Here is a 15,866-nt window from a genome sequence, read left to right as displayed (position 1 = left end):
CTAATACGGAGGGAAATACATGCAACGAAAAATGAAACGATGGGAGGACGTCAGCCTGCTCGCTATGAACAGGTTGCCTGCCCATTCAGACTTTTATAGATACAAACAAATCAAAGAAGCTTTAGAAGTAACGAAAGAAAAAAGTGATGGATACCAAAGCCTTGATGGAGATTGGAAATTTCTTTACCTTCAGGCTCCGGAATATTCACCTCAGCATTTTGAGCAAGCTGAATTCGACATTGCGAGCTTAGACACGATTGCAGTGCCCTCTTGCTGGCAGTTACAAGGATATGGAAATATGCACTATACGGATGTTTTATACCTCATTCCGCTTAACCCTCCATATGTGCCGCATGAAAATCCAACCGGCATTTATTTCAAAGATTTAGTAGTCGAAAACATCGCCCAAGACGAAAACATTGTCTTAAAATTCAATGGCGTTGATTCTGCTTTTGACTTATTCGTCAATGGACAACATGCGGGCTACAGCAAAGTCTCAAGACTGCCGTCTGAATTCGACATTACGGATCTTATTCACGAAGGAACCAATCGATTGACGGTCAGAGTGTACCAATTTTCTGATGGAACTTACTTGGAAGACCAAGACATGTGGTGGTTTTCGGGAATTTACAGAAGTGTTGAACTTTTTAGACACCACAAAGATACGCTGCAGGATGTATGGATTGAGACGATTCCTGATGAATCTTATGAATCGTTTATGTTCCGTATCAACGGTTCTTTTTGGACGGACAGCATTAAAAAAGTAGACATACAGATTTACTTGAATGGCAAAGAGCAGAATTCCTTAGCAGTCGGTGTTGAGGGCGGCAGTTTCCAAGCGACCAAAGAAATCAGTAAGCCTTTACTATGGAGTGCTGAAACTCCTCATCTCTATACAGCCGTCTTGCAATATGACTTGCCGTCAGGAATCTCTGAGTCTGTACCGGTTCGATTTGGGTTCCGGTCTATTGAAATCAAAGACAATGAAATGAGAGTGAACGGCAAACGCATTTTCTTTAACGGAGTAAATCGTCACGATTTCAATCCAGATCAGGGAAGAACGGTTACTTATGAAGATATGTTGCAAGACGTTTTATTGATGAAGCAACACAACATCAACGGAGTCCGAACAGCTCACTACCCGAATCAGGACGTTTTTTATGACCTATGCGACGAATACGGACTTTATGTGATAGATGAGACAGACCTGGAATGTCATGGATTTGAAAACACCGGAAATTACAACTGGATCAGCGACAACGAACAGTGGGAAAAGCAATACGTCGATCGTGCGATTCGGATGGTAAAGAGAGACCGGAACCATCCGAGTGTCATCATTTGGTCTTTAGGAAATGAATCGGGTGTGGGCCGAAACTTTACAGCGATGTACGATGCCATCAAGAAAACGGATGCGACTAGGCTTGTTCACTACGAAGGAGACCGAGTGGCGGCTTACAGTGACATGTACACAACGATGTATACTCGGTTAAATGCACTCGAAGAAATCGGACAAGATGCGGAAGGCAAAAAACCACATTTGCTTTGCGAATATGGTCACGCTATGGGAAATGGACCTGGCGGCTTAACGGAATACCAAGAAGTCATGAGAAAATACCCGAGACTACAAGGTGGATTTATTTGGGAATGGTACGATCATGGCATCCGGAAGACTGATGACGAGGGAAACACTTATTTTCTTTATGGTGGGGATTACGGAGACTTCCCTACTAACGGAAACTTCTGTATCGATGGACTGGTCTTTCCGGACCGCACACCTTCTCCTGCGTTAATTGAATACAAAAAAGTAATTGAACCCATTGTGACAGAAGCAACAGCGGGCAATCCGTTTCGTGTGAAACTAAAAAACCGCTACGACTTCCGAAATTTGAAAGGCATCCATCTTTGCATTCGAGTGGAATCATTTTCAGAATTAATCGAAGAAGTGGAAGTCGAACTGCCCAATCTTTCAGCAGGTGAAGAACTCGAGTATACGTTGCCGATCGATCAAGCGAAAGCATTGGCACATGAAGAGGTTTGGCTGCGGTTCATCTACAGTGAACCAGAAGCTACAAATTACGCAGAAAAAGGACACCCAATCACGCGTGAGAGTTTCTTGGTTGAGGTGACGAAGCGAAATAAGACCGTTAAAGATTTGGCTCTCACTTCAAAAAAACACATTTCAGTCGAGGAGACGCCTGTAAGGTTACATCTGACTAGTCCACATTTTCAAGCGGAATTTTCAAAAGTGGAAGGGACCTTAATTTCTTTTGCTCTCGACGGAGAAAAAATTGTTGAGGATGGTCCGGAACTAACTTTATGGCGAGCATCAATCGACAATGATATGTACAAACGGGATGCTTGGCTCAACAAATACTTCATAAAAAATGCCAAGGAACAAATGGTATCACTGGAATATCATGTTGGCGATGGATTTGTCGATGTAGAAATTCAAAAGTATATGTCTAGCCTCAACCAAGCATGGGGTTTTAACGTTCGCTATCATTATCGAATTACATCACACGGCGTATTAAATCTTCAATTGGTTGGTGAAAAAGTAAGTAGAGGAAACGAAATACCAGACATGCTTCCGAGAATTGGCATCAATATGAAGCTTAACCAGGCTTATAACGAAGTGACGTGGTACGGTCGTGGCGACTCTGAAAATTATCAGGACTCCAAGCGCAGTCAGCCAATTGGTCTTTACACGAAATCGGTTGAAGAGTTGCACACGGACTATGTCTATCCTCAAGAAAATGGATCGAGATGCGATGTCTCCTTCCTGGCATTGTCAAAAGGACAGCAGTCAATCCTAATTAACTTCAAGGAGATTCGCGACTTCACCATCCATGATTACGAAGTAGCAGCGCTTGAAGCGGCACAGCATCGTGGGAAAATTGAGAAATCCCCCTATAATGTGTTGACTGTCGATTACAGACAGAGCGGCCTGGGCAGCAACAGCTGTGGTGAAGAACAGTTACCACCCTATAGAGTAGGGGTAGAAGACTTTGAAATGACGCTTGAAATCAGAGCGATTCCTAAGTCCAACCTTATTGAAGAAAGTCGATTTTTTGTGGCAAGATAAAAAAGGGCTAGGAGAGATCGGATGAAACTAGATATTAAAGAAATCCCGTTTTCCAGATATGGCTCGTATTTTTGCATTTCGGAAGAGAAGGATTCGAATGATGTTTATATAAGAGATATTCACGGAGGGGATGATGCCCCTTCTCGGTTGTTCAAAATTGCTTTGGTAGAGAATGGAATTGAGCAGGATTTTGAAGTCCATGCTTCGGAATTTTCTGTTCAATTCCACATTAAAGGACGTTCCGAAGCCGCTGTAGAAATGATAATTCCAAAAGAAAATGAACTTCATATAGAAGTGAAAAATATTGAACTTAAGCTGACTGCAGATAAAGGTAAGTATGATTCCATTATGGAATTAGCGAGAGGCATGTTTGAATATCATATTTATCCTAAAGAATTAAAACTGATGCTACTTAACCTTGGCGGGACTCTAAATGTTCAAGCGCCTTGGAACATTATTGGAAATGATTATATCGATATTTGTTTGAGTAAAGGACATTTTGTCTTTGAAAGTTACCAAACCGTTTACAAGGAGAAGAAATACTCGTCGTTTCACGAAGGCAAGGACCAAGTCACTAGACAATACAAGGCATGGTTTCAATCGATGAAACCTCTTCAGGCAGATGATCAGTATCTTTCTTCTATTGAAAGAGCGGCTTACATCACCTGGTCGAGCGTCGTTCACCCTCACGGACTATTACGGGAGCCTGCCATGTATATGTCCAAGTTATGGATGTATAATATTTGGTCATGGGATAATTGTTTTAATGCTTTAAATTTAGGAAGAGAACACCCGGAACTGGCTTATAAGCAATTGAAAATTTTTATGGATACACAGGACGAATCCGGAGCTTATCCAGATTTTGTGAACGATAAATTTATTTCTTATAACTGCACGAAGCCGCCAATATTTGCGTTAGTGTATGATCAGCTGATGCAAAAAAATGACTATTTTAAAGAAACATCGCGAATAAGGGAAGTCTTTGAATCTACTAAAAAAGTAGTGTCTTATTACGACAACTACCGGACATTCAAAGAGCGTCTTCCGCATTATAAACATGGCAATGATTCAGGTTGGGATAATGCTTCACTATTTCATGAAGGCATGCCAGTAGAAGCGCCGGACCTTGCCAGTTTTCTCATCCGTTCATACGATATTTTAGCTTCTTTTGCGGAAATTCTGGGTGAAAAAGAAGAAGCCGTATCCTTTAAAGAAAGAGCCGATTCCATGTTTAAGTTATTGATGGAGCGGCTGTATGACGCAGATGGTTTTTATGGTAGAGTCGGAAAGGACGGCAAAATCATAACGAATCGTTCCAGCTTGATTCTTAGACTGCCGTTGCTGATTGCCTACCGGTTGGATAAAACCATTGCAGAAGAACTTGTTAACGACCTTGAGCAAAAATTTGAAACTCGCTTTGGACTTGCAACCGAAAATCCTTCAAGTCCTTATTACAAAGAAAATGGCTACTGGCTTGGTCCAATTTGGGCACCAGTCACTTATTTGTTCATTCACGCATTGGAGGCGAATGGCTACACGGAAGCAGCAGACAGGTTGCGGAAAAAGTTCCTTGACCTGACTTTGGAAGGCGGCATGGCGGAAAACTTTGACCCATTTACTGGGGAAGGGTTGGTCGATACATCGTTCACTTGGACATCAAGTGTGTTTTTACAACTTTTACATGAACACTATGGGGATGATTAAATGCGCAAGTACCTGGGAGAAACGCTTCTTATCATTACAGCAATTATATGGGGTAGCGGTTTTGTAGCAAATGCCATTGCGTTGAATCATTGGACACCTTACCAAATTTTGGCAGGTAGATTTCTGATCGGGGCAGTTATGCTAATCGCTATTTTTTATCGCAGTATTCGCAATCTCAACAAAAAAATAATTATCCAAGGCGTCATATTGGGAATCTTCCTTTATGCAGCTTTTGCGCTCCAGACAGTAGGACTACAATATACAACACCATCAAAAAATGCGTTTTTGACGGCTGTTAATGTGGTGATTGTTCCTTTTTTAGCGCTCGTTATCTATAGAAGAAGAATAGACTTTTTCGAATTAGGCGGTGCCTTTTTGGCGATGCTCGGCGTCGGCGTGCTTTCGCTGAAAATAAATTCGTCTATCAATATCGGGGATTTGTTGACCCTCGGTTGTGCCGTGTTTTTTGCACTTCAAATTTTTTATACGGCCAAGTACGTAAAAGACTCAGATCCGATACTCCTGACGCTTGTACAGATTACTGTGGCTGCAGTGATTGGTGTACTGGTTGTCGTTTTCAAGGGAGATCCGCTTGTTGTAGCTGAAAAAGAAGGGATTCTATCTCTCGTCTACTTAGGTGTTTTTTCAACTACGATTGCCTATCTTCTTCAGACGGTCGCTCAGAAGTGGTTATCTGAAACGACCGCGGCGATTATTCTTTCAACCGAATCTTTTTGGGGGATGGTCTTTTCCGTAGCGCTTCTCGCAGAAGTGATGACGTTCAAAATGATCGTGGGTGCTGCATTGATTTTATGTGCCATTGTCGTTTCAGAAACGAAATTTTCGTTTCTCAAAAAGAATAAATTAGAAAGAATCAGCTGAACATGTATATAATGGAAGAAAGAGAAAAGTTAGTAGGAGATTAATGATGGCCACAATCAAAGATATAGCCAATCTGGCTAATGTTTCAATTACAACCGTGTCGAGAGTTCTGAATTACGATGAGACACTCAATGTCTCGCCAGAAACTAGAAGAAGAGTATTTGAGTCAGCGGAGGATTTGTCCTATGTAGTGGCGCCGAAAAAAAAGAAAAAAAGTAAATGGCGAGTCGGCATCTATGACTCTTTCTCAATGGAAGAAGAACTGGTCGACACCTATTACCTATCGATTCGCGTAGCTCTTGAAAAAAAGCTGATCGACAAACAGATTGAATTCTACCGGATCGACGAAGAACAAAATGGCAATAAGCCAAAAAATCTCGATGGCATACTAGCACTGGGTACTTTCAAGAAAAAAGACATTGAAAAAATTCTCGACTTTGGAAAACCGTGTATTTTTGTGGATTCAAATCCGGATCCTCAGTATTATGATTCAGTCATTATTGATTTTAATTCGGCGACGAGAAAAGCACTTGATCACTTGATTGAATTGGGTCATGAATTTATTGGATTTATTGGCGGGGTAGAAACCGACATGTACGGCAACCGATTTAAAGATTTGAGACAAGATGTATTTGAAAAATACTTAAAAGAAAAAAACATTTTCAATGAAGAGCTAGTGAAAATTGGTGGCTACGATCCAAAGGATGGGTACACAAACTTAAGAGAAATGCTGGCAGGCAAGGTTAAACCAACGGCTGTATTTGTTGCTAACGATACGATTGCTGTCGGATGCTACAAAGCTGCTTTTGAACTGGGAGTAAAGATACCTGAGGACTTAAGTATAGTGGGATTCAACGATGTAGCTACAGCTAAATATATGATGCCTCCTTTAACTACTGTTAAGCTCTATACAGAAGTAATGGGAGAAACGGCGGTTGATTTGTTAATTGATAGATTGACGACTAAACGGGAAGTCAGTAAGAAAATAATTATCGATACCAAATTAGTCATTCGAGAAAGTTCCGCTGAGCCACAAAAGTGACCGGGTACCGTTTACACATAGACACTTACCACTTCAACAGTTGAAAAAGACGATGGTGAATGTTCTAGTGGAGAGCGGCGAAACGGATGTGGCAGAGCTAACGAAAAAGTTTGATGGACTAGAAGATAGGTAAATATAGAATATCTGCAATTCAATTGAACCGAGAAAGCACAAGAGGATGCGCGTAACATGCATCCTCTTTTTTGACATGCCCCCTTTTTTCATACCTTGTACTAAAATGTAAGTAGATTAGCTAGGTGCTAGAAATTGTCTGTTTTGTTTGCTTGTTTAGACGTGAAAAATTCGGGGATATACTAGTATTAGGATTTTTTATAACCTAGAGGAGGAAATTTAACATGGCAAAAGTATTAGCAGTCTTATCAAGTGGACATAAGGATACAGAAAATAATTACGAAACTGGCTGGTGGGCAGAAGAATTATTCGCACCGAAAGAAATCTTAGAAAAAGCAGGACACCAAGTAGACTTGGCTTCACCACTCGGTGGCAAACCGACATTAGACATGGTCAGCATTAGTGAAGATTATGATCCTGAAGGCAAATACAAGAAAATGTATGAATCGGGAATCGCGGACAATACTGCTGCTCTTTCAGACGTCAATGCTAAAGACTACGATGTCGTATTTATCGTGGGTGGTCACGGAGCGATGTATGACTTGACTGAAAGTGAAGAGCTTCGTAACATCATCAATACCGTGTATGACAATGGCAACATCGTTTCGGCTGTCTGCCACGGACCAGCTCCATTAGTTTGGACAATGCGTCCAAATGGCAAAAGCATCATCGATGGGTTAGACGTAACCGGCTACCCAGAAGCGGTTGAACCTGAAGGCCTTCCAGAAATTCTCCCATTTAGCTTGGAAGCAAAAATGAGCGAAGTTGCTAATTATAGTGCTGACAACAAAGTGGTATGGGGCAATGACCAATTGGTAACTGGCCGCGATCCATTTTCTGCTGAAGAATTGGCAGAGGAATTGGTGAAGGCTTTGGAAAAAGGAAACAATAAAGGAAACTAAATGATGGAACCTATCGTCATTACCGCGATTCTTAAGCCAAAAGAAAACATGGCAGATCAATTATTGACGGAACTGAACACAGTTCTAATTGCGTCACGCGCAGAAGCGGGGTGCGTAAGTTATGTTCTCCATCAATCGATTGAAGACGACACGTTTGTTCTTCACGAGATCTGGCAAGACAAAAACGCGCTCGAGAATCATGTCGCTACTCGTCATTATCAAGAATACCGGACGCATACGGCGGACTTGGTTGAGAAGCGAGAAGTCTTTAAGTTGAAAGCTCTTTGATTTAGTGGAAATGTTAAAAGTAGAACTTTGCGGTGATTCACTGCAAAGCTCTACTTTTTTTTGTGCTGAATTGTCTGTTGGCAGGATGGAGAACGTCGTAAAGTGTGATAGGGTTAAATGAATCGTTGATATTCCTGTTAATTCCTAATGGGCTGCTCGTTTTGCTGTGGACAAGAATATAAAATAATCTCGAAAGAAAGCCAGGTGGTCAAAGATGAAATCGTATAGTATCCGAATTGAATTGGAACACTCAAATCCACTTATTTGGCGCAAAGTAATCATGCCAGCAGGTGCCACATTTAATATGCTGCACGACATTGTGCAACAGACTAGCAATTTTCAGAGTGGCTATCCGTCGGAAGGCTATCATCTATTCGAATTTGAGTTAGCGGAAGACGGCATTCGAGTGACAAATGACGAAGAAGCTTACGAAGAACACCAAGGGTTTAAAAAGAACAAAAAGATGTTTGCGGAGCGATTAAAGAATATGGAACCGCAGTATAGAAAGTTTGAAGAAGCTTATCAAAAGCGGTTATCGGCAGTTGTTCGGAAACCTTCGGGCATTAAAATTGATGAATTTTTGGAGAAGCACAAAGAGTTAGTATACAGCTATGATTTTGGTGATGGCTGGCAGTTCCGTATCAAGCTTGAAACTATCGTCGACGATTATTATTTCGGTTTCCCAACGCTACTAGACGGGGCAGAGACAGCACCACCGGAAGATGTAGGAGGCATTCCAGGATTTTATGACTTCTTACAAATTTACCGAGATCAAAAGCATACGGAGCATAGAGAGATGAAAGACTGGGCAGATAGCCAGTCTTTTAGAGAGTATGATCCTGAATGGATTAATCAGCGATTGAAAAGCCGGATGTACAAAAAGACGGAATGGGATAAAATCCACCATGACAATTACCGGATCATTGAGGATAAGTACCGGAAAGCTTAGCGTTTAGTGGTTTCATTAGAAGAAGAGAAAGACTTGTGAGGAGAGGTAAATTGATAAAGATACACACAGGATCAGAAAAACTGGTCATTGTACTCCATGAAATTTATGGAGTCAATGTGCATATGAAAGAGGTATGCAGGTCGTTATCAAAAGAAGGTTTTGATGTTAGTTGTCCTAATCTACTGCAACAGCAAACATCATTTGAGTATACACAAGAAGCAGCAGCTTACCGCAATTTTATGGAGAACATAGGCTTTGCAGATGCTGCGACTAAAGTACAGAAAATCGTGGTGGATGCCCAGGACAAATATAAAGAAATTTATCTTGTTGGGTTTAGCATAGGCGCGACGATTGCTTGGCTATGCAGTGAGACAGACTGTATTAAAGGTGTGGTTGGCTACTACGGATCGCGAATTAGAGACTATTTGGAAACGAATCCGCGATGTTCAACTCTCTTGTTTCTTTCAGAACAAGAACAATCTTCCGGTGTGGCTGAATCACTATTCAATAAGAAAAATGTTGAACTACATCAATTTAGCGCAGAACATGGTTTTAGTGATCCTTATTCGTCAAAACATCATGCACCGTCTCGGGACGAAGCATACAGCAAGATGCTCAATTTTCTTCTGCAACCTTGATGGAAAAGCACTGTCATAGATGAGTTCTGAATCAACGTTGCTTTGCGATAATGTATACAGGTGAATACTTAGTATTGTGAGATAGTGGAAGGCATCCATGTATTTCACAGCGTACTGATTTACAAAATCCAATCCTATTGGTACATTTTGCAGTAATCCCATTGTCTACAAATCACACGAGGAAAAGAGGTTGAGAAAATGGACGTAAAATATCCAATTGGAGAATTACAAGTTCCTGATTACGTAACAGCTAAACATGTCGAAGAATGGCTTGGAAAAATCGAGACGTTCACCACACGACTGAGAAAAATTGTTGATTTATTAGATAACGAGCAATTAGCTAAGCAATACAGAGAAGGCAGCTGGACAGTCCGCGAACTTGTGCATCATATTGCAGATTCGCAATTGATTATGTATCAGCGCTTGAAATTGGCTTTGACGGATGACAATCCGACGGTTCCTGCTTTTGATCAAGAGAAATGGATCGCGCTTCCTGACAACGAGTTGCCGGTAGAAAGTTCGATTCACCTACTAGAAGGACTGAACGAACGAATTGTAGCACTTGGCAAGCATTTGTCGGATGAACAACGGGCGCGTATCTTTACACACGAAACAAATGGCGAAATCAGCGTCGCAACAAAACTAGCAAAACTGTCTTGGCACGAAGAACATCATTTGGCGCATATCAAAATGGCCTTGGAAAACTGAATTCCAATAAAAAATGGGGAAAAGCAAGTAAAAGCTTATAAACACAAAGCCGCTAATGGAAGTTATTCCATCAGCGGCTTTGTGTTTTGGGAATAAATAAAAAAATATTAAAAATTTTAGGACTACCATCAAACGATTGTTAGTAAAGAGTAATCGGCACATTTTAGTATACGGCAACAAACTCAGTGAATGTCCCGTTTTTTGAAATTACCGCCTCGAACTTCGGCAACGTCGTAAACCGCAACAAAGGCGTTGTTATCAATTTCAAAAATGATTTCTTTCATTTTACTGTCTTCGAGTCGGTTGATGATACACGTGATTTCTTTGTAGTCCTCATTTGTGTAAGCCCCTTTGACGATATTGTAGGTAGCATTACGTCCGAGACGGTCGTAGATGGTTTGGACGAGCAGTTCGGGGTCACGCGAAATAATTTTATACGTTTTAGAACCACTAAATCCTTCTTCGACCAAGTGGATTACTTTGGCTGCAATGTAATAAGCGATTCCCGACAGAAAAGCGCCTTGCAGACCAAAGACGAATGAGACGATGATAAAGACGAACATGTTGAGAAATAAGATCAGGTCACTCGTCCCAAATGGCAATTTGCGCGATAATAGTACCGCCAGCATATCGATTCCATCAAGCGCACCCCCATTTCGCAAAGCAACCCCCATTCCAAAACCAATGATGATTCCGCCAATGACTGTAATCAGTAAGGTGTCTCCTACGATGATGGGCGGGAGATGGTGCATGAGGGTCGTTGCATAGGCAAGGGAAGCGATGCCGATGGTGGAATAGATGGCAAAGCTTTTCCCGATTTGCTTATAGCCTAAATAGACAAATGGAATATTCAAGACAGCAATCAGCAAACCTAAAGGCATTCCGGTCAATTGGGAGCCGACGATGCTGATGCCAGTGACTCCGCCGTCCGATACATTGTTTGGAATCAGCACGGTTTCAAGACCATAGGCAGTGATAAAAGCGCCGATGATAATGGGCAGTGCTCGTAAAATTAACTTCGCTTTATGGAATTTTCGTTTTTTATTTGTTGCAATCATGCGATTCCTCTTTTCTGTCGTTTCATGATGTTTTTTATCCTCAACTATTAACTATAATGCTTTTACTCCTTGTTTAGTAGGATCAAGTTCAATGGAATCGAGTAAATTTCTAAAGTAGTATATACAATCAATTACTCTTGTGATGAAGAGAAAGCTTCTTCAGTAGAGGGAAGACTGATTTACATGATCGCAGTCTGCGCGTGTGGTGCAGGAAGATAATTTTATGAAATGACGCTATCCAAAAAACTCCTTTCACATGATATGATAGAAGCTTATCAAAGTGTTGAAATGCTATAAAGACGGATAAGAATAGGAGCTAACTAAGCAATGGAGATTACCTACGATGTAACCGAAGAGGCGTATATTGATTTTAATTTATACCACGCAAAAAATTCTAAAACTGTAAGAAAAACAATGACTATGCAGCGCGTGTGGGTGCCTATTATTTATTTGGTGATGGCCGTCGTTCTTTCGTTTGTATTAGATATCCCCATCTTGTTTATGGTAATTCCATTTCTCATCATCGGAATTTTATGGACTATTTTTTATCCGAAATATTTTTATCATCATATCCAGAAATCATCCAAAAAACTGCTTCGAGAAGGAAAAAACGAAGGCGTACTTGGAACACATACGATGATATTCACAGAAGCGGGTCTTCGGGAAGTCAGTGCGACAGGTGAAAAACTCGTATCATGGGCCGGTATTGAACATATCGGCGAAGATGCATCCAATTTGTACTTATACAATAGCGGATTGTCTGCTTTTATTGTGCCAAAAGGAAAGTTAGCTGATGTTTCGGAAGTGCGACAGTTTTTGTTAGCCAAGGTCAAAGGACGAATCTAAAAGTCCACTGTTTTTAGAAAGAGTTACCTACACTAGACGATATCTGACTACACGTAGGAACACAGTAAAACCCTCGAATCTTTAGTCAAAGATTCGAGGGTTTTCGCTGTCAGATCAGTTTTCCGTTTTTCTTCATTTGCTGCGTAAGTTTGATGAACAAGTAAACATAAAGTAAGAGTACGGCAGTAACCAGCGCTAAAACGAATTTTGAGAACAGGTTGCCATCCCACGTCAGCAATAAACCGATTTGAGTAACGAGCATACAAGCAAAGATGACAAGATAGAAGGAAAACATTCTTTTATACATGCCTTTAATAGAAGCGGGATCTGAATAAATCCGTTTGTTGCCAATGATGGTAGTGTCGGCACGGAAATAATGAAATTGCATCACTTCTGTATGCATATGTTCCCAGCCGACTTGTTTATACAAATCAAAATACTCATCGGTCGCTTCTTGGAAATCGACTTGGTAAATATACGAAATTTCAAGATTTTCTTCGAAATAATAAAATCCCCATTTGTATTTAACGAAATGCCATCCTTTGGCTGACATTTCCGTTAGCCAATTGGCTTCTTTTTCGATATCATTCGCGAGCGACAGTTTAAACTTCTTCATTGTTTTCATCAGTTTCCGCTCCTTTTAAAATGTCATCACTAATCGTCAGCATCTTTTTAAAGCGTTGATATTCTAATTTGAAAACTACATGACCTTCATCTGTCAGTTGATATGTTTTCTTTTGTCTACTTTCTTTTTCAGCAGTGACAAGTTCAATAAGTTGTTGTTTTTGCAAGTTGGTCAACACGCCATACAAGGTGCCAGGTGCTAAAACAATAGCGCCATCGCTGTATTGTTCGATTTTTTTTATAATTCCATAACCATGCAAAGGTTTTTTCGTTAAGGCTAATAACACTAAATATGTGGACTCGGATAGAGATTGCATTAAATCACCTCTTTTTATATATCGTTACTCGATATATCGTTACTCGTAGTATAAGGGAGGATATATCGAGTGTCAAGGTGGTAGAAAGCGACGTTTGGTTCTACTGGCTAGTTTTAAAAAGGTGTTTAACCTTACTAACTGACAGGAATAGTAAAAGTAAATCGCTTGACAAGGATGGAGAGTCAGATGGACATTTACACAATTGGTCACTCGAGTCACTCAAAGGAATTTTTTAGAAAGATGCTGAAAGACAATTCGATTGAGGTACTGGCAGACGTGCGAGCGTTTCCTGGCAGTCGCAAATGGCCACAGTTTTCGAAAGACATTTTTCCAGAATGGCTGGAAGCGGACAATATCCACTATCAGCATTTTCCAAAGCTCGGTGGACGGCGCCGCAAATCGAAAGAAATTGATGGAGATGTAAACGCAGGATGGAACAATCAGTCGTTTCACAATTACGCCGATTACACATTGACTGATGAATTTAAAGAAGGCATAGATGCGTTAGTGACAATCGCAAGCGAAAAGCGTGTAGCTTACTGTTGCTCGGAGCGGCACCCTTCTCGCTGCCATCGTTTTCTGATCAGTAATTGGCTTGTTGCGAATGGCCATCAGGTTTTTCACATTATTGATGGGAAAGACGAAACGGTAGAACTAGTCAAACACGAAATCGCCATGTGGGGAGCTCCAGCTAAAGTGAAAAAAGAAGATGGCGTAGAGGTTGTTTATCCGGATGGTACAGAAGAGCGTTGAAATGAGGCAATCACGTAAAAAGCAGGAGGCTGAACCAATGGGTTTGTCCTTCTGCTTTTTCAATGCGAATTATCTTTTAGCTGGTAAATCTTCTGTTCTTTATTTTTTTCAAATTTTTAACTAGTTTGTTTAAATCAGTCGTATTTTTTCTGTTATATATGGTAAAATAGTCTTAGTTAAAATTTGTAAAATTAAGTCATCTTGTCGGAGGTAAATAAGATTCACACTAGTAAAAGAGAGGGGGATGTATGTATGTTAGAGGATAAAGACGAAGACGTGTTCACGAAAAAAACAGTGGAGAAACGCAGGCTTGGAGAACCGACTGGCGCGTTTAAAGGTGCAGCATGGGGAGCATTGCTCATAGGGGTATCAACTTATTTGATTGGATTATACAATGCAGCGATGGAGTTAAACGAGAAAGGGTATTACATCACAGTCATGATCCTTGGCCTATATTCCGCTGTGTCACTTCAAAAAGCAGTTCGAGACCGCGATGAAGGAATACGTGTTACAAATCTGTATTATGGCATCAGCTGGTTTGCGCTCATTTCAGCAATCGCACTTATGGCGATTGGCTTGTTTAATGCAGGCAGTATCATCTTGAGCGAAAAAGGATTCTACGGCATTTCGTTTATCTTGAGTTTGTTTGCAGTAGTGACGGTACAAAAGAACGTCCGCGATACAGAAGAAGCGAACAATATGGATAAATCGTGAAAGTGGTAGAACAGTTTTGTCAGATCCAGTAAGAAATCAGAGGAATAACAACGATAAAAGTTTACTAAACAGAAAGAGGAAACCAATTGAAAATCCAATTTAAGAAACTGATGGTCTCTGTTTTATTAATCAGCATGTTGTTTACAGGAGGAGTTGGCAACGTTTTTGCACAGGAAACGTTGACTACTGTTCAACAAAGCCAGCACCATAAAGAAGATACCAAGTATTCCAAAAAAGTTATGGAAGCCGTACGTGTTGGTTTAGGAGAAGATGCTAAATCTACACAGCTGGATAGTGTCATCAACAAAATGCCGAAAGTGAAAGTTATGGATTATTACGTAGCTTCCTTTGGTAAAAAGCTGAAAGGCAATGAAGTTCGTCGTGCAGTAGACGAAGTTTTTTCAGTTGATTTAAATCTAGTTTCCAAAAAGGATTATGGCAGTAAGCTGAGCATTTATTCAGATGGAATTATGAAAAGTTTGCGAGTATCTCTGAAAGAAGGAGCAGAATCTACAGCTAAAGACGCGAAGATTATGAAGATGAAGAAAAACGAAGTGATGGACCGCTATATAAAAGAACATGACTATGCGCTTACAGGAGCAACGAATCGAACGCTAATTAACGAGATTTATGGCGTTAACTTAGAGGGGATTTCTGGATTGGAATACTTACAAATAGCCATCTACTCTAAAGGACAGTGGATTATAAAAAGCGATCAGGATTTATTCATGCTAACATCTAGTTTAGACGATGTGGATGTGTCAATTTCGACAACTCCGTACTTTAAAAAAGTGACAGGCAGCGACCAACTGCCACCGTCTTTAAAGAGCCAATTTCTAGCAATGGGTTTTACTTATGTGGAAAAAACAAACCTTCTGTATTATAAAGATCCGGCCGGTCATTCTGTTCCAGATCAATTTAAAGGCCAAGTAATCGGTCTTCTAGCTAAAACAGTCGTGACACAATATCAAAAGTAATCAATAGCAGTTTGAATAGCATTACTAACTATATAGACCGCAAGAGAAAAGTTCGCCATTTTCTCTTGCGGTTTTTGATTTGACTTAAAAATAAAACGTTAGTAGTAAAACGTAAAAATAAGTAGAAGTTTAGAAGGAGTGAGTAAAATTGAATCGACTGAGTAAGTTCTTTGCTTTCACTGTACAGAAAGAAGTCGCCAATAGGATGCTGAGAGTAGATTTTTTAAAATTTATCGCTAACAGATAAATT

At 40.5% G+C, this 15,866-nt stretch carries 16 protein-coding genes; 13 read left to right on the top strand and 3 right to left on the bottom strand.

What is annotated here, in order from left to right; translation table 11 throughout:
• Positions 1-19 precede the first annotated feature (19 nt).
• From QMF37_RS07730 to QMF37_RS07690, 9 genes are all read left to right on the top strand, one after another.
• Positions 20-3,082: a glycoside hydrolase family 2 TIM barrel-domain containing protein gene (locus QMF37_RS07730; RefSeq protein ID WP_283477638.1), complete on the top strand. Its 3,063-nt coding sequence runs from the start codon at positions 20-22 to the stop codon at positions 3,080-3,082.
• 21 nt (positions 3,083-3,103) lie between these two features.
• On the top strand, positions 3,104-4,786 hold the full coding sequence (locus QMF37_RS07725) for an amylo-alpha-1,6-glucosidase (RefSeq protein ID WP_283477636.1): 1,683 nt from the start codon (positions 3,104-3,106) through the stop codon (positions 4,784-4,786).
• Positions 4,787-5,668 carry a DMT family transporter gene (locus QMF37_RS07720; protein WP_283477634.1) on the top strand — a complete coding sequence of 294 codons (882 nt, stop codon included), beginning with the start codon at positions 4,787-4,789 and terminating at the stop codon, positions 5,666-5,668.
• 46 nt (positions 5,669-5,714) lie between these two features.
• Positions 5,715-6,710, top strand: a complete 996-nt coding sequence (locus tag QMF37_RS07715) for a LacI family DNA-binding transcriptional regulator (RefSeq protein WP_283477632.1) — start codon at positions 5,715-5,717, stop codon at positions 6,708-6,710.
• 356 nt (positions 6,711-7,066) lie between these two features.
• Positions 7,067-7,744 carry a type 1 glutamine amidotransferase domain-containing protein gene (locus QMF37_RS07710; protein ID WP_283477630.1) on the top strand — a complete coding sequence of 226 codons (678 nt, stop codon included), beginning with the start codon at positions 7,067-7,069 and terminating at the stop codon, positions 7,742-7,744.
• A 3-nt stretch (positions 7,745-7,747) separates the two neighbouring features.
• A complete protein-coding gene (locus QMF37_RS07705; protein ID WP_283477628.1) occupies positions 7,748-8,032 on the top strand; it encodes a putative quinol monooxygenase in 285 nt (94 codons plus the stop codon).
• A gap of 214 nt (positions 8,033-8,246) precedes the next feature.
• Positions 8,247-8,981 (top strand): plasmid pRiA4b ORF-3 family protein, encoded by a 735-nt coding sequence (locus QMF37_RS07700; protein WP_283477626.1) that lies wholly within the window; start codon positions 8,247-8,249, stop codon positions 8,979-8,981.
• Between the two features lie 50 nt (positions 8,982-9,031).
• Complete coding sequence (locus QMF37_RS07695; RefSeq protein ID WP_283477624.1) at positions 9,032-9,619, top strand: dienelactone hydrolase family protein; 588 nt, start codon at positions 9,032-9,034, stop codon at positions 9,617-9,619.
• A 198-nt stretch (positions 9,620-9,817) separates the two neighbouring features.
• Positions 9,818-10,327: a YfiT family bacillithiol transferase gene (locus QMF37_RS07690; RefSeq protein ID WP_283477622.1), complete on the top strand. Its 510-nt coding sequence runs from the start codon at positions 9,818-9,820 to the stop codon at positions 10,325-10,327.
• Positions 10,328-10,509: 182 nt separating this feature from the next.
• On the opposite strand, the gene QMF37_RS07685 is transcribed toward QMF37_RS07690, so the two are convergent.
• The gene (locus tag QMF37_RS07685; RefSeq protein WP_071153901.1) at positions 10,510-11,385 is read right to left on the bottom strand and encodes a YitT family protein; all 876 of its coding nucleotides are present in this window, start codon (positions 11,383-11,385) and stop codon (positions 10,510-10,512) included.
• Positions 11,386-11,712: 327 nt separating this feature from the next.
• On the opposite strand from QMF37_RS07685, the gene QMF37_RS07680 reads away from it, so the two are divergent.
• The gene (locus tag QMF37_RS07680) at positions 11,713-12,231 is read left to right on the top strand and encodes a YcxB family protein (protein WP_071153900.1); all 519 of its coding nucleotides are present in this window, start codon (positions 11,713-11,715) and stop codon (positions 12,229-12,231) included.
• A 109-nt stretch (positions 12,232-12,340) separates the two neighbouring features.
• Here the strand turns inward: QMF37_RS07680 and QMF37_RS07675 are convergent, their stop codons facing one another.
• Together QMF37_RS07675 and QMF37_RS07670 are read right to left on the bottom strand one after the other, a co-directional pair.
• Complete coding sequence (locus QMF37_RS07675; RefSeq protein WP_283477619.1) at positions 12,341-12,856, bottom strand: DUF2812 domain-containing protein; 516 nt, start codon at positions 12,854-12,856, stop codon at positions 12,341-12,343.
• Positions 12,834-13,172 (bottom strand): PadR family transcriptional regulator, encoded by a 339-nt coding sequence (locus QMF37_RS07670; protein ID WP_058386211.1) that lies wholly within the window; start codon positions 13,170-13,172, stop codon positions 12,834-12,836. The genes QMF37_RS07675 and QMF37_RS07670 overlap by 23 nt, the downstream gene beginning before the upstream one ends.
• A gap of 186 nt (positions 13,173-13,358) precedes the next feature.
• Here QMF37_RS07670 and QMF37_RS07665 point away from each other — a divergent pair, with 186 nt between their 5' ends.
• The 3 genes from QMF37_RS07665 to QMF37_RS07655 all read left to right on the top strand — a co-directional run bounded on the left by QMF37_RS07665 (position 13,359) and on the right by QMF37_RS07655 (position 15,616).
• On the top strand, positions 13,359-13,925 hold the full coding sequence (locus QMF37_RS07665; protein ID WP_071153898.1) for a DUF488 domain-containing protein: 567 nt from the start codon (positions 13,359-13,361) through the stop codon (positions 13,923-13,925).
• 252 nt (positions 13,926-14,177) lie between these two features.
• Positions 14,178-14,639, top strand: a complete 462-nt coding sequence (yiaA, locus tag QMF37_RS07660; protein WP_283477615.1) for an inner membrane protein YiaA — start codon at positions 14,178-14,180, stop codon at positions 14,637-14,639.
• A gap of 86 nt (positions 14,640-14,725) precedes the next feature.
• Positions 14,726-15,616, top strand: a complete 891-nt coding sequence (locus tag QMF37_RS07655; protein WP_283477613.1) for a hypothetical protein — start codon at positions 14,726-14,728, stop codon at positions 15,614-15,616.
• Positions 15,617-15,866 lie beyond the last annotated feature (250 nt).

This window comes from Planococcus sp. S3-L1, from assembly GCF_030063085.1.
Classification (GTDB): Bacteria; Bacillota; Bacilli; order Bacillales_A; family Planococcaceae; genus Planococcus; species Planococcus kocurii.
The sequence above is the reverse complement of the archived record's forward strand: the minus strand, read 5'-3'. Positions and strand labels throughout refer to the sequence as shown.

Excerpts from the sequence above, each read along its gene's own strand:
- QMF37_RS07730 (WP_283477638.1), top strand. The coding sequence starts at position 20 with ATGCAACGAAAAATGAAACGATGGGAGGACGTCAGCCTGCTCGCTATG.
- QMF37_RS07725 (WP_283477636.1), top strand. The coding sequence starts at position 3,104 with ATGAAACTAGATATTAAAGAAATCCCGTTTTCCAGATATGGCTCGTAT.
- QMF37_RS07720 (WP_283477634.1), top strand. The coding sequence starts at position 4,787 with ATGCGCAAGTACCTGGGAGAAACGCTTCTTATCATTACAGCAATTATA.
- QMF37_RS07715 (WP_283477632.1), top strand. The coding sequence starts at position 5,715 with ATGGCCACAATCAAAGATATAGCCAATCTGGCTAATGTTTCAATTACA.
- QMF37_RS07710 (WP_283477630.1), top strand. The coding sequence starts at position 7,067 with ATGGCAAAAGTATTAGCAGTCTTATCAAGTGGACATAAGGATACAGAA.
- QMF37_RS07705 (WP_283477628.1), top strand. The coding sequence starts at position 7,748 with ATGGAACCTATCGTCATTACCGCGATTCTTAAGCCAAAAGAAAACATG.
- QMF37_RS07700 (WP_283477626.1), top strand. The coding sequence starts at position 8,247 with ATGAAATCGTATAGTATCCGAATTGAATTGGAACACTCAAATCCACTT.
- QMF37_RS07690 (WP_283477622.1), top strand. The coding sequence starts at position 9,818 with ATGGACGTAAAATATCCAATTGGAGAATTACAAGTTCCTGATTACGTA.
- QMF37_RS07685 (WP_071153901.1), bottom strand. The coding sequence starts at position 11,385 with ATGATTGCAACAAATAAAAAACGAAAATTCCATAAAGCGAAGTTAATT.
- QMF37_RS07680 (WP_071153900.1), top strand. The coding sequence starts at position 11,713 with ATGGAGATTACCTACGATGTAACCGAAGAGGCGTATATTGATTTTAAT.
- QMF37_RS07675 (WP_283477619.1), bottom strand. The coding sequence starts at position 12,856 with ATGAAAACAATGAAGAAGTTTAAACTGTCGCTCGCGAATGATATCGAA.
- QMF37_RS07670 (WP_058386211.1), bottom strand. The coding sequence starts at position 13,172 with ATGCAATCTCTATCCGAGTCCACATATTTAGTGTTATTAGCCTTAACG.
- QMF37_RS07665 (WP_071153898.1), top strand. The coding sequence starts at position 13,359 with ATGGACATTTACACAATTGGTCACTCGAGTCACTCAAAGGAATTTTTT.
- yiaA (WP_283477615.1), top strand. The coding sequence starts at position 14,178 with ATGTTAGAGGATAAAGACGAAGACGTGTTCACGAAAAAAACAGTGGAG.